At 67.0% G+C, this 12,566-nt stretch carries 13 protein-coding genes; 8 read left to right on the top strand and 5 right to left on the bottom strand.

Annotated features, from left to right (window positions below; genetic code table 11):
- Positions 1–168: 168 nt before the first annotated feature.
- From CG50_RS10500 to CG50_RS10480, 5 genes are all read left to right on the top strand, one after another.
- Positions 169–1,467 (top strand): extracellular solute-binding protein, encoded by a 1,299-nt coding sequence (locus CG50_RS10500; RefSeq protein WP_036637962.1) that lies wholly within the window; start codon positions 169–171, stop codon positions 1,465–1,467.
- Between the two features lie 64 nt (positions 1,468–1,531).
- Entirely contained in the window at positions 1,532–2,509 is a 978-nt protein-coding gene (locus CG50_RS10495) for an ABC transporter permease subunit (RefSeq protein WP_036637977.1), read from the top strand.
- Between the two features lie 5 nt (positions 2,510–2,514).
- Positions 2,515–3,357, top strand: coding sequence for a sn-glycerol-3-phosphate ABC transporter permease UgpE (gene ugpE, locus CG50_RS10490; protein WP_036637959.1), 843 nt, complete (start codon positions 2,515–2,517; stop codon positions 3,355–3,357).
- A 7-nt stretch (positions 3,358–3,364) separates the two neighbouring features.
- Entirely contained in the window at positions 3,365–4,459 is a 1,095-nt protein-coding gene (ugpC, locus tag CG50_RS10485) for a sn-glycerol-3-phosphate ABC transporter ATP-binding protein UgpC (protein ID WP_036637957.1), read from the top strand.
- 103 nt (positions 4,460–4,562) lie between these two features.
- Positions 4,563–5,051, top strand: coding sequence for an Lrp/AsnC family transcriptional regulator (locus CG50_RS10480; RefSeq protein WP_036637953.1), 489 nt, complete (start codon positions 4,563–4,565; stop codon positions 5,049–5,051).
- A gap of 23 nt (positions 5,052–5,074) precedes the next feature.
- Here CG50_RS10480 and CG50_RS10475 read toward each other — a convergent pair whose 3' ends face one another.
- Positions 5,075–6,019, bottom strand: coding sequence for an MYG1 family protein (locus CG50_RS10475; RefSeq protein WP_036637975.1), 945 nt, complete (start codon positions 6,017–6,019; stop codon positions 5,075–5,077).
- A 259-nt stretch (positions 6,020–6,278) separates the two neighbouring features.
- Between CG50_RS10475 and CG50_RS10470 the strand changes: the two genes are divergently transcribed.
- Positions 6,279–7,250: a 2-hydroxyacid dehydrogenase gene (locus tag CG50_RS10470; RefSeq protein ID WP_051909888.1), complete on the top strand. Its 972-nt coding sequence runs from the start codon at positions 6,279–6,281 to the stop codon at positions 7,248–7,250.
- Here the strand turns inward: CG50_RS10470 and CG50_RS10465 are convergent.
- The gene (locus CG50_RS10465; protein WP_036637970.1) at positions 7,244–8,494 is read right to left on the bottom strand and encodes a Na+/H+ antiporter NhaA; all 1,251 of its coding nucleotides are present in this window, start codon (positions 8,492–8,494) and stop codon (positions 7,244–7,246) included. The genes CG50_RS10470 and CG50_RS10465 overlap by 7 nt on opposite strands.
- A 96-nt stretch (positions 8,495–8,590) precedes the next feature.
- Between CG50_RS10465 and CG50_RS10460 the strand changes: the two genes are divergently transcribed.
- Positions 8,591–9,520, top strand: a complete 930-nt coding sequence (locus CG50_RS10460) for a LysR substrate-binding domain-containing protein (protein ID WP_036637951.1) — start codon at positions 8,591–8,593, stop codon at positions 9,518–9,520.
- On the opposite strand, the gene CG50_RS10455 is transcribed toward CG50_RS10460, so the two are convergent.
- The gene (locus CG50_RS10455; protein WP_036637950.1) at positions 9,484–9,804 is read right to left on the bottom strand and encodes a DUF6525 family protein; all 321 of its coding nucleotides are present in this window, start codon (positions 9,802–9,804) and stop codon (positions 9,484–9,486) included. The two genes, CG50_RS10460 and CG50_RS10455, sit on opposite strands and share 37 nt — an antisense overlap.
- Positions 9,801–11,024: a GTP-binding protein gene (locus CG50_RS10450; protein WP_036637968.1), complete on the bottom strand. Its 1,224-nt coding sequence runs from the start codon at positions 11,022–11,024 to the stop codon at positions 9,801–9,803. The genes CG50_RS10455 and CG50_RS10450 overlap by 4 nt, the downstream gene beginning before the upstream one ends.
- A 238-nt stretch (positions 11,025–11,262) precedes the next feature.
- Here CG50_RS10450 and CG50_RS10445 point away from each other — a divergent pair, with 238 nt between their 5' ends.
- Positions 11,263–12,102, top strand: coding sequence for a DMT family transporter (locus CG50_RS10445; RefSeq protein WP_211248602.1), 840 nt, complete (start codon positions 11,263–11,265; stop codon positions 12,100–12,102).
- A 4-nt stretch (positions 12,103–12,106) separates the two neighbouring features.
- Here CG50_RS10445 and CG50_RS17060 read toward each other — a convergent pair.
- Positions 12,107–12,566, bottom strand: a 460-nt coding sequence (locus CG50_RS17060) for a hypothetical protein (protein ID WP_211248601.1), incomplete at its 5' end; no start/stop codon positions are given.

The following is a 12,566-nucleotide window of genomic DNA, read 5'->3' as shown; positions in this document are numbered from 1 at the left end:
TCCACAACCCGATTCCCGGAAACTCACCCCAAAATCTTCCTCCGCCGAAGGAATCGGCCCGACTCGCGCCCCGATTCCGCGATCTTCACCCTCCCGCCACGGAACTGTCACCTCGCCGTTGCATCGCGGGCCTAGCAGGCCCTCAATCTGTCGCAGAAGAGGTCTGACATGAAAAAGACGATTGCCGCACTGGCGGTGCTGAGCACCTCGGCCACCGCGCTCGCGGCCGAGCCGGTCCAGATCAGCTGGTGGCATGGCATGGGCGGCGCGAACGAGCAGGTCATCAATCAGGTGGCGCAGAAGTTCAACACCGCGCAGACCGCCTGCGCGATCACTCCGGTGTCGAAAGGTACCTATGAAGAGGCGCTGGCCTCGGGTATCGCCGCGTTCCGCTCGAAGGAGCAACCGAACATCCTGCAGGTCTTCGACGCGGGCGCCGCCACCATCATCAACGCGAAGGGCGCCACCATCCCGGCCGAGGACATCCTCACCCAGAACGGTTACAAGCTCGACCGCGACGCCTTCATCAACGGCGTGCGTTACTTCTATGCCGACGCCAGCGGCAAGTTCATCGGGATGCCGTTCAACTCCTCGGCGCCGATCATGTACATCAACACGGAGGCGCTGCAGAAAGCCGGCGTCAGCGCACCGAAGACCTGGGACGATTTCGAGAAGATCGCCCCCAAGCTGAAGGATGCGGGCTATATCGGGCTTTCCGCCTCGCAGCTGACCTGGATGTTCTTCGAGAACTTCTTCTCGCGCAACAACGTGCAGATGGCGTCGAACGCCAACGGCTACGACAGCTTCCAGGGCACCACGCTGAACGCCGAGAACCCCGAGCTGATCGCGATGTTCAAGAAGCTGAAGGACTGGCACGACAAGGGGTGGTTCGGCTATTACGGTGCCGGCTGGAGCGACAACCAGAAGCCCTTCGAGGAAGGCAAGGTCGCGCTGTGGATCGGCTCCTCGGGCTCGTTCGGCGGGTTGTCGAAGACCGCCTCGATGCCGTTCTCGGCCGATTTCCTGCCCTATGATGCGGCGGCGAAGGACGGCAACAAGTCGACCTTCATCGGCGGCGCGGCGCTGTTCGCCATGTCGGGCCATCCGGCGGCCGAGAACAAGTGCACCGCCGATTTCTTCAACTTCCTGACCACCACCGACATCCAGAAGTTCTACCACGAACAGACCGGCTATGTCGCGATCACCAAGGCCGCCTATGAGGCCGCCAAGGCCGATGGCTGGTACGAGCAGCACCCGCAGGCCGAAGTCGGCATCAAGCAGCTGATGCTGCCGCAGGGCGAATGGTCGAAGGGCTACCGCCTCGGCTTCTACCCGCAGATCCGGGTGATCGAGGAGCGCGAGTTCAACAAGATCTTCGCCGGCGAAACCAGCGTCGAGGATGCGTTCAAGGCGATCGAGACCGAAGGCAACGAGCTGCTGGCGAAATTCGCCAAGACCTCCGGCTGAGCCCCTTCCCCCAACGGGCCGGCCCCGCCTTCGGGCGGGGCCGGGTTTTCTTTTCCGGGATCCGCTGACCGTGACCGATCTTTCCCTATCGCCGAAGACACCCGCGCGGCCTTCTGCCCTCGCCGCGCTGAAGGCACGCCTCGCGGCGCCGCCTGCGGCCCCCAAACGCGTGCAGTTCGACCGCCCCCTGATGCCCTGGCTGCTGCTCGCGCCACAGCTGGCCATCGTCGCGGTGTTCTTCTACTGGCCTTCCGCGCAGGCGATCACCTCGTCCTTCTATCTCGAGGATCCGTTCGGCCTGGGCTCCAGCTTCGTCGGGATGGCGAATTACACCGATGCCCTAAGCTCGGCCGAATATCGCAAGATCGCGGCCTTCACGGTGTTCTTCGCGGCGGTGGTCGCGGCGCTGTCGCTGGCGATCGGAATGGTGCTGGCGGTCAAGGCCGACAAGGTGATCCGCGGCCGCTCGGCCTATCGCACGGCGCTGATCGCGGTCTATGCCATCGCGCCGCCGGTCGCGGGGCTGATCGGGATGATGCTGTTCGACCAGCACATCGGGCCTCTGGTGCGCTTCGCCGCGCTGTTCGGCTGGGACATGAAGGTCGGCCTCGATTACTGGGACACCGCCATCGCGATGATCGTCGTCGCGGTCTGGCTGCATATCCCGTATAATTTCATCTTCATCTTGTCGGGCCTGCAGGCGATCCCCGCCGCGGTGCGCGAGGCCGCGGTGATCGACTGCGCAAGCCCGCTGCGCCGCTTCCTCACCGTCGTGTTGCCGCTGCTGACGCCCACGGTGTTCTTCCTGACCATCATCAACCTGACCTATGCGCTGTTCGACACTTTCGCGCTGATCGACGTGATGGTGAAGGACAAGCCCGCGAACAACCCGATGACGCTGGTCTACAAGGTCTATCTCGACGGGTTCCGCGGCAATGACTTCGGCGGTTCCTCGGCACAGTCGGTGATCCTGATGGTGGTGGTTCTGGTGCTGACGCTGTTCCAGTTCCGCTACATCGAGCGCCGCGTTCACTACGGATAGGCATCATGAACAAGGTAACCCCCTTCGACCATCTGGTGCTGATCCTCGGCACGCTGCTGATGGTCACGCCGATCGCCATCGCGGTGATGACCTCGACCCATACCGCCGCCGACATCCATGTGAACGGGCTGAGCCTGCTGCCCGGCGGCGACGGGATAGAGACCTATTCCACCGTCCTCACCCACAAGGGCGGCTTCACCGGTCAGGTCACCGGCGCGCGGATGATGATGAATTCGCTGATCCTCGGGCTCGGCTTCGCGGTGGGCAAGATCGTGCTGTCGATGCTGGCGGCCTATGCGCTCGTCTATTTCCGCTTCCGCTTCGCCACGGCGATGTTCTGGGTGATCTTCACCACGCTGCTGCTGCCTCTCGAAGTGCGGATCATGCCGTCTTATCAGGTGATGGCCGAACTCGGCCTGCTGAACACCTACACCGGGCTGATCGTGCCGCTGCTCGCCTCCGCGACGGGGACGTTCTACTTCCGGCAGTTCTTCAAATCCGTCCCCGATGAACTGCTGGAGGCCGCGCGGATCGACGGCGCGGGCCCGGTGCGCTTCTTCATCGACATCCTCCTGCCGCTCTCGCGCAACATGATCGCGGCGGTGTTCATCATCATGTTCGTCTATGGCTGGAACCAGTATCTCTGGCCGATGCTGATGACGACCGAGGAAAGCTTCTTCACCCTGATGCGCGGCATCAAGCAGATCCTGCAGGTGTGGATCGGCTCGCAAATCCCCGATTACAACCAGGCCTTCGCGCTGGCGGTGCTGGCGCTGTTGCCGCCCGTCGCCATCGTGGTGGTCTTCCAGAGCTGGTTCATCAAGGGCCTGACCGAAAGCGACAAGTGAGGCTGACATGGCATCCATCGACATCGAAAACGTCTCGAAGATCTATCCGGGCAGCACCGCGCGTTCGGTCGCCGACATCGCGCTGAACATCAAAGACGGCGAATTCATCGTCCTCGTCGGCCCCTCGGGGTGCGGGAAATCGACGCTCTTGCGCATGGTCGCGGGGCTCGAGGACATCTCGGAAGGCGAGATCCGCATCGGCACCCGCCGGGTGAACGAGGTCGAACCCGCGCATCGAGACATCGCCATGGTGTTCCAGAACTACGCGCTCTACCCGCACATGAGCGTGCGCGACAACATGGCCTACGGGCTGAAGAACCGCGCCGTCCCCCGCCCCGAGATCGAGGCCCGCGTGGCCGAGGCGGCAAGGATGCTCGAACTCGGCCCCTATCTCGACCGCAAGCCGCGCGCCCTTTCGGGCGGGCAGCGCCAGCGCGTCGCGATGGGGCGCGCCATCGTGCGCCAGCCGGCCGCGTTCCTGTTCGACGAGCCGCTCTCCAACCTCGACGCGAAGCTGCGCGTCTCGATGCGCACGGAAATCCGCCGGCTGCAAAAGCGGCTCGGCACCACCTCGATCTACGTCACCCACGATCAGCTGGAGGCGATGACCCTCGCAGACCGGCTGGTGGTCCTCAACGCCGGCCGGATCGAACAGATCGGCACACCCCTCGAAATCTATCACCGTCCGGCCTCGACCTTCGTCGCAAGCTTCATCGGCGCGCCGGCGATGAACCTTCTCGATGCCGAGATCGCCGGCAACCGTCTGCGCATCGGCGACGAGGTTCTCGACACCCCGGTCTCGGGCGCCGCGGGCAAGGTCACGCTCGGCATCCGGGCCGAGGATCTGATGCCCGCCGACAGGGGCCTCAGCTTCACCCCCGACGACATCGAGGATCTGGGCGCACAGCGGCTGGTGCACGGCTTCGTCGCGGGTCAGCCGCTGACGCTGGTCATTTCGCCCGCGACGCGGGTCGAGGACTGCCGCCGCCTCGCGCCGAAACCGGGGGCGCTGCATGTCTTCGACACGCTTTCGGGCGCACGGCTGGATCTGCACACGGAACACGACAGCCGCCCCGTCCTGCCCGTCGGCCAGGGTCTCTGACCCGCGGCACGGGGTCCGGCCCGGATTGGCGATTGAACGCGGGCGGTTCCGGTGTCAAGGATGGCGGGACAACTCCCCTGCCCGGCCGGGATCGCGACAGCGCATGACGAAAACCGACAAAAGCCCCGCTCTCGACGCGACCGACAGGCGCATCCTCGCCGCGCTGCGCCGCAACGGACGGCTGACCGTGGCCGAGCTGTCGCAACAGGTCGGTCTGTCGCAATCGCCCTGCTGGACCCGTCTGAAGCGGCTGGAGGCCTCGGGCGCGATCGACGGCTATGTCGCCTTGATCAACCCCGAAGCCGTCGGCATCGACGAAATCTTCTTCGTCGAGATCACCCTCGACCATCATGATGAGGCGATCCTCGAACGTTTCGGCGCTGCACTCGCGCGGATGCCCGAGGTGCTCGAAGCGCATCTGGTGACGGGCGATTACGATTATCTGGTGAAGATCGCGGTGGCCGACCGCGCCCATTACGAGCGTTTTTTGCGCCAGACGTTGTATCGCGTCGCCGGGATCAAGCATACCCGGTCGACCTTCGCGTTGCGCGCACTCAAGCGCGAAGTGTCGGTCGACCCGCTGCTGATCTAGCGCGGCGGGCCGACCCCGGTCGCTCAGGCCTTTTCCGCTTCGGCTGCGGCTTCGGCCTCGCGCACGGCGATTTCGGCCATGGCGAGCGCGGCCTCGCGGCTGTCGGCGGTGGCGATGAAGCGGCCGTTATGGCAAAACAGCGCGCCCTTGACGCCCGAGGCGGCCTCGAGATCGCCCTTGGTCAGCCCGGCCCAGCCGGCCGGCAGATCGGCGCGCAGCGCGAAGCCCTCGTCGTCCTTGCGGATGCCGCCGATGGTCCAGTCCGCGCCGCGCGGATTGACCACGAACCACAGATGATCCGCCCCCGCCTTGACGACCGAGGGGCGGAACGGCATCCCGCGCGGCAGTTCGAGGATATGGCCCTCGCCCGCATCGGCGATGGCCTGCATCACCACCGCCTCGGCGCGCAGCTTCGCGGCCGAGCGCGCGACACGCGCCTCGACGAAGGCGCGCGCGATGGCGAGCGCATCGTGGAAGGCGCGGGTCTCGGCGTCGGGCGTCGGGTCGTCGAAGACGGGCTTCAGGCTTTCGAGAAGGCTCGGCAGCGTCAGACCGGCCAGCATCGGCCCGGCCGAGGACGGCGACAGCGCACCGTTGTCGACCAGATCGACCGGCAGAACGAAGCTCGCATCGACCGAGGCATGAACGCCCGCCACCGCCTCTTCGGGCACGTCCGAGGCGCGCAGGTAATCGGTGCCGAAATGCTTCCACACCAGACCGAACGAGCTGTAGGGCCGGCCATCCTCGCGCAGGGGCGCGCCGCGCTGATGGTGGTCGAAGATCGCCAGATCCGGATCGTAGGAGCCGCCCACGTCATAGACGATCCGGTCTTCGGCGGGCGTGATCCAGGCCGGATCGCGGCTGCGGATCAGCTCGGCTTCGGGGAACAGTCGGGTGAGGATCACGCTCGACAGCAGTTCATCGGCGTGGAAACCGCCGTTGTGGGTGACGAGGAACGCCGGGGTCATGGGCTGCCTTTCCTTGGGCTTCGCGCGGCCCGCCGACGCGCGGCAGGCAAGGGGGGAAGCGGCGTTCCGGGGTCTGAGCCCGCGGGGAACCGCTCCGGTCATCGCTTCCCGATAATCGCCGAACGGGGCCGGCGCAAGAACGGGCAGATAAGCGCAGGGCAGGATTTCTTGCCCCGAAAGCGGCCCCACGCCCTTGCCAAGCCGCGCGAAATCGGGCCCGGTCGGGCGACCGATCCGTTCCAGCCCGAAGGTTTGCGCCATGACCCAGCCCGCCCCCCACCGCATCGCCCCCTGTCGCATCGCGCTTGTCTCGCGCCTCAGCGACGCGGCGGAGGCCGGATGGCTCGCCCGGCTGCGCACGCTTCTGCCGGGCGAAAGGATCGACAGCCTGCGCGCCCTCGATGCCGCCGCCTGCGCCGAGGTGGAGATCGCCGTGGTCGCCAACCCCGACCCGGCCGACATCGCGCGGCTGCCGAACCTGTGCTGGATCCACAGCCTCTGGGCCGGGGTCGAGCGCATCGTGGCGGAACTTCCGGACCTTGCCGTGCCGCTGGTGCGGCTGGTTGACCCCGAGCTTGCCCGCACCATGGCCGAGGCGGTGCTGGCCTGGACGCTTTACCTGTTTCGCGACATGCCGGCCTATGCGACGAGCCAGCGCGCGCATCGCTGGCAGCAGCTCGATTATCGCCGGCCGGAGGCGGTGACGGTCGGCATTCTGGGCCTCGGCGAGCTTGGCCGCGCGGCGGCCGGGCGACTGAACGCGGCGGGGTTCCGCGTCTGCGGCTGGAACCGCTCGGCGCGCGCGGTCGAGGGGGTCGAGTGTCATTCCGGCCCCGGGGGGCTCACGCATGTTCTCGGGCAAAGCGACATCGCGGTGTGCCTGCTGCCGCTGACCGCCGAAACGCGCCATCTGCTGAACGCCGAACGCCTCGCGCTGCTGCCCCGCGGCGCGCAGCTGATCAATTTCGCCCGCGGGCCGATCGTGGACACGCAGGCGCTGACCCACGCGCTCGATGCGGGGGCGATGAAACACGCGGTCCTCGACGTGTTCGAAACCGAGCCCCTGCCCGCGCCCTCGCCGCTCTGGGATCATCCGGCGATCACCGTGTTGCCGCATATCTCGGCCCCGACCGACCCGGAAACCGCGGCGGCCATCGTCGCGGGCAACATCGGCCGCTATCGTGCCGAAGGGGTGCTGCCCGCGACCGTGGACTTGCGCCGGGGCTACTGAACCCGCTCGACGCGCAGCAGACGCGCGGCCACGATCGCCAGAACCGCGCTCCCGAGGCTGAACAGCGCGCCCATCTTGGCCGCGTCCTGCACAGCGCCCGCCGGGAAGGCCACCGCGGCGACGAACAGCGCGACGGTGAAACCGATCGCCGCGACGATACCCACCAGCGGCAGATCGCGCAGCGCCATGCCCTGCGGCAGCCCAAGCCCCAGACCGCGCGCCGCGAACCAGCCGAACAGCGTGATCCCCAGAGGCTTGCCGATCACCAGACCCGCCACCACCAGCCAGGTCGGAGCCGAGATCGCCCCGAACTCGACGCCGGCGTTGACCAGACCGAAGCCCATCAGGATCAGCTGAACCGGGATTTTCAGCGCGTGCTCGATGCTGTTCAGAAGATCGGTATTGTAACACTCGTGCTCGGCGAAGATGCCGAAATCGTGCTCGGAATGCGGGATCGCCGGAACGATTGGCAACAGGCCGAGCGCCGGATGCAGGCCCGCGCAATAGAACCCGTACCAGCTGAGCGCCCCCGCCACCACATAGGGCCAGACACCGAGATAGCGGCGCACCCAGGTCGAGACAGGACGTCCCGCCCGCCCACCGTCAAGGCGACGCGGCAGCCAGTTCGCACCGAACCACACGCCCACCGCCGCGACCAGCGACAGCAGCAGCCAGGCCGGAGCGACCTCTCCCGAGGGGTAGAACACCGCCAGAATCGCCAGCCCGCCCGCATCGTCGGCGATGGCCAGAAGCAGCAGGAAGCCGATGGCCGGATGGCGCGCGCCGAACACCATGCGCCCGACGAGATAAGAGAAGGCGATATCCGTCGCCGTCGGGATCGCCCAGCCCCGCCCGACCGTATCGAGCATCCCGAGCACCGCCGCGAGGCCGAGATAGACCGCGACCGGCCCCGCCATGCCGCCGAGCGTGGCGATCAGCGGCGTCAGCGCCTTGCGCCCGCGCAGGCTGCCGCCCGACAGCGCCACCGCCTCCCACACTTCCTTCGCCGCCATCGCGAAGAACAGCGCCATCAACCCGTCATTGATGAGAAAATGCAGCGTCAGCACACGGTGCAGCGCACCGTCATGCTCTTCCATCACGCCGATGGGCGCGTCGACCCACAGCGCATAATGCACCAGATGATGATAACTGTCGGGATCGACATTGGCCCAGACCAGCGCGATCAGCGCTCCGCCGATCAGCAAAAGCGAATATTCGTTCACGAAATTCCAGATACGATACACGGGCATCTCCTTGTTCGGGACCGGGATAGCAGCCGTGGCGCGGCGCGGGAAATCGAAAGCCCTTTCGGCAATTATAGTTTGAATCTATAAGCCCCCATGCCCAGCCTGCAACAACTTCGATATCTGACCGTCTTGGCCGAGACGCTGAACTTCAGCCGCGCGGCAGAGCGGCTGAACGTCACCCAGCCCACACTCAGCATGCAGATCCGCGCGCTGGAAGAGCGCCTCGGCACGCCGTTGTTCGAGCGCAGCCGGGCGCGGGTGCTGCTCACCCCCCTCGGCGCCGAGATCGCGCGGCGCGCCCGCGAGGTGCTGCGCGAGGTCGAGACGATCCGCGAGATCGCCCGCGCGGGCGAGGGCGAACCTTTCACCGGGGTGCTGCGGCTCGGCGCGGTGCAGACCATCGGCGCCTATCTGCTGTCGGTGGCGATGCCGTCCTTGCGCGAAACTTTCCCCGGCCTGCGCATCCATGTCCGCGAGGACCGGCCCGAGGCGCTGATCGCCCAGCTGAGCGAAGGCACCCATGACGCGCTGATCCTGACCGAGGATCCGGGCCGCGCCGAGATCGCGGTGTGGCGGCTGCTCGATGAGGAGCTGCAACTGGTGCTGCCGGCCGATCATCCCCTCGCCGCGCATCCGGTGATCGAGCCCGCGGCGCTGCGCGGCGAGACGGTGCTGACGATGGATGCCGCTCAGGGCCTGCACCGGCAGACCGAGGCGCTGTGCCGCGCGACCGGCGCCCATCTCGCGCGCGATTACGAGGGCACGACGCTCGACACCGTGCGGCAGATGGTGGCGACGGGGCTCGGGGTGGCGCTGCTGCCGGCGCTTTACGTGCGCTCCGAGGTGCTGCGCGAAACGCTGGTGGTGGCGCGTCCGCTGTCGCGGGCGGCGCCGAGACGCACCGTCGTCTGGGCGACGCGGCGCGACAGCCCGAGGCATGGCGATTTCGCCCGCCTCGCCGGGGTCATCGCCGCATCGGTCAGGGATTACGACCGGGCCTCCGGCCCCGAAGCGCAGGGATAGCCCGAGCCCCAGACCGTGGCGGTATCGCGTGCGAGCATCCGTTGCTCGGCCAGATCGAGGCGGCGCAGCACCGCGCGCGTATCGCCGCCCGTCTCGCGATGAAGCCGCGTCCAGATCCGCAGCGCGGAGTTCGGGCTCCAGGGCAGCGCGGCGCGCGCGAGCCAGCCGCGGAGCGGCGCCGGAAGCCGGTCGTAGCGCGCCATCGAGGGCCCGCGCAGCCGCCGCGGCAGTGAACTCGCCAGATTGCCCCGCACCGCGACGGGCTTCGCCGGCTGCCCGCTCATGCCGGAACGCGCCGTTCCCAGACCGGGAAAGGATCGGCCATGCCCTGCCAGGCCCCGGGGGTGAAATCGTCGCTGTCGAGCAGCGCCGCGTTCAGCCGCGCGGCGATCCCCTCGCGGTCGAGGCCCGCGCCGATGAACACGATCTCCTGCCGGCGGTCGCCCCAGGGCTCGGCCCAGTTCTTCGCGATCTCGGCCTGCGCGTCGGGATGGCTCGGCAGCCGGTCCGCGGGCACCGAGGCCCACCACCGCCCGAGCGGCGTGACCGAGGCGCTGACGCCCGCGAGGCTGAACTCGACCGCCCAGTCAGGTCGCGTCGCCACCCAGAAATGCCCCTTCGCCCGGATCACGCCCGGCAGCGGCCCCGAGAGCACCTCATACACCTTCTTCGGATCGAAGGGCGCGCGGGCATGATAGACGAAAGAGGAAATCCCGTATTCCTCGGTCTCGGGCACGTGGTTGGCGAAGCCATACAGCTCTTTCGCCCACATCGGATGCTGATAGGCCTTGTCGAAATCGAACAGCCCGGTGTCGAAGATCATCTCGGGCGGCACCTGCGAGAAATCGGTCTCGATCACCCGGGCATCGGGGTTCAGCGCATGGACGATGCCGCGTGCCTGCGCCAGACGTTCGCGCCCGGCATCGCTCACCTTGTTCAGCACGATCACATCCGAAAACTCGATCTGATCGGTGAGCAGGTTGACCAGCGTGCGCTCGTCCTCATCGCCCAGACTCTCGCCCCGGTCGGAGATGAACTCATTGCTGGCGAAATCGCGCGTCAGGTTGATCGTGTCGACCACCGTCACCATCGTGTCGAGCCGCGCCACATCCGACAGCGAGCGCCCCAGATCGTCGCGAAAGTCGAAGGTCGCGGCGATCGGCATCGGCTCGGCGATGCCGGTGCCCTCGATCAGCAGATAGTCGAAGCGCCCCTCCTCGGCGAGATGTCGCACCCCTTGCAACAGATCGTCGCGCAGCGTGCAGCAGATGCAGCCGTTCGACATTTCGACCAGCTTTTCCTCGGCGCGGTTCAGCTCCGATCCCTCGCGGATCAGATCGGCGTCGATGTTCACCTCGGACATGTCGTTGACGATGACGGCGACGCGGCGGCCGTCGCGATTGTTCAGCACGTGGTTCAGCAGCGTCGTCTTGCCGGCGCCCAGAAACCCGGACAACACAGTGACCGGAAGGCGACGGTCGGCGCGCAGCGGCGGGAGGGACATGGCTTTCTCCATATGTAATGTTATTACGTTTCCAATATCGCCACCGGATCCGGACAGCAACGCCGAATCGCGCGGACGGGCGGAAAGCCGCAGATGCCGGGCTCTGTCTCCCGAACGTCGCCGATGCGACAATGCGCGTCGCAGATGGTCCGGACTGCCCCGACAGCCGCCGCTAACGTAAGGTTCTGACAGTATTTTCCGGTGTTTCATGATCGTTTCGCACAGCCGCAGGATCGGCATGGCCCTCGTCCTCGCGTCAGCCGTCCTGTGGAGCACCGCCGGCCCCTTCGTGCGCATGGCCGGGCTCGACGTGTGGTCGATCCTCGGCTGGAGATCGCTGTTTTCGGTCGTGGTTCTGGGGGGATGGATGCTGCTGCGTCCCGGGGCCGAGACGCGGAATTTGCGCTTCGGTCTGCCCGGAGCGATACTGGTCGCGCTGACCGTGGTCGCGAATGCCACCTACATCATGGCACTGAGCTGGACGAGCGTCGCCAACGTGATGACGGTTTACGCCACCCTGCCCTTCGTCGCGACGGCAATCGCTTTCCTGTGGCTCGGCGACAGGGTGACGATGCGGTTCATCATCGCGGGACTGATGGCGTTTGGCGGGGTCTGCGCGATGGTCGGCGCCTCGTTCAGCCCGGCCGATCTGCGCGGGATCGCGGCAGCGGCAGCGATGACGCTGTTCTTCGCCGCACCACTGGTGGTGATGCGCCGATACCCCAACCTCGACACGCTGAAGATGGTCACCTGGGCCGCGCTCTGCGGTATGGTCGTCGCCGTCCCTCTGATGCCGCACGATACCTTGCCCTCAGGGCAGGCGCTGCTGGCCTGCGCACTCTACGGGGTGGTAGCCACGGGGCTCGGCTATATCCTCGTGCTGATCGGCGGGCGCATCGTCGGCGCGGGCGACGCCGGGTTTCTCTCCATGCTCGATGTCGTTCTCGGTCCGCTGTGGATGTGGGTCTTCTTCGACGAAACGGTCTCGGCGACGACACTGGCAGGAGGGGCGACGGTCCTCGGGGCGGTGCTGTGGTATCTTTCGGGCGGCAGGCGCCGCACCGTGGCACCGGTCTGAGCGCTCAGTCCCCGGAACGCCGGTTCCCCGGCCCCTTCCCTGAATGCCGGTCGAGCGCCGACAGGATCGCCGGCGTCGCGTAGATCGGGATCTGGCCAAGCGCCACGAACAGCGCGAGATCGGGCTGGAACGGCAGCGCCGCCAGCAGAACGGAGATATTGCGATTGCCGAACAGCAACCCCAGCGTGCGCGCCCGTCCGGGCGTCGTCATCCGCCCCGCAAGCCCCCGCACCGCCAGATTGCCCCCGAGGTTCAGCGCCACCCCCAGCACCGCAAGCCAGCCCGCACGCGCCGGATCGGCCAGCACCCGGTCCCACACCCCGTCGAGGACCGGCACCAGAAACACCACCATCAGGATCGCCGCTACCCCGTCGAAGGCACGCGCCCCCTCGGCGATGCGCCGCGCTCCGAGCGTGCGGCGCAGCACGATGCCCAGCACGACGCCCCCTGCCAGCATCCAGAAC

The sequence above is a fragment of the Paenirhodobacter enshiensis genome (assembly GCF_000740785.1).
Lineage (GTDB): Bacteria > Pseudomonadota > Alphaproteobacteria > Rhodobacterales > Rhodobacteraceae > Rhodobacter > Rhodobacter enshiensis.
The sequence above is the reverse complement of the archived record's forward strand: the minus strand, read 5'-3'. Positions and strand labels throughout refer to the sequence as shown.

What these genes read in the sequence shown, in the direction of transcription:
- CG50_RS10500 (WP_036637962.1), top strand. Translation starts at nt 169, where the DNA reads ATGAAAAAGACGATTGCCGCACTGGCGGTGCTGAGCACCTCGGCCACC.
- ugpE (WP_036637959.1), top strand. Translation starts at nt 2,515, where the DNA reads ATGAACAAGGTAACCCCCTTCGACCATCTGGTGCTGATCCTCGGCACG.
- ugpC (WP_036637957.1), top strand. Translation starts at nt 3,365, where the DNA reads ATGGCATCCATCGACATCGAAAACGTCTCGAAGATCTATCCGGGCAGC.
- CG50_RS10480 (WP_036637953.1), top strand. Translation starts at nt 4,563, where the DNA reads ATGACGAAAACCGACAAAAGCCCCGCTCTCGACGCGACCGACAGGCGC.
- CG50_RS10475 (WP_036637975.1), bottom strand. Translation starts at nt 6,019, where the DNA reads ATGACCCCGGCGTTCCTCGTCACCCACAACGGCGGTTTCCACGCCGAT.
- CG50_RS10470 (WP_051909888.1), top strand. Translation starts at nt 6,279, where the DNA reads ATGACCCAGCCCGCCCCCCACCGCATCGCCCCCTGTCGCATCGCGCTT.
- CG50_RS10460 (WP_036637951.1), top strand. Translation starts at nt 8,591, where the DNA reads ATGCCCAGCCTGCAACAACTTCGATATCTGACCGTCTTGGCCGAGACG.
- CG50_RS10455 (WP_036637950.1), bottom strand. Translation starts at nt 9,804, where the DNA reads ATGAGCGGGCAGCCGGCGAAGCCCGTCGCGGTGCGGGGCAATCTGGCG.
- CG50_RS10450 (WP_036637968.1), bottom strand. Translation starts at nt 11,024, where the DNA reads ATGTCCCTCCCGCCGCTGCGCGCCGACCGTCGCCTTCCGGTCACTGTG.
- CG50_RS10445 (WP_211248602.1), top strand. Translation starts at nt 11,263, where the DNA reads ATGGCCCTCGTCCTCGCGTCAGCCGTCCTGTGGAGCACCGCCGGCCCC.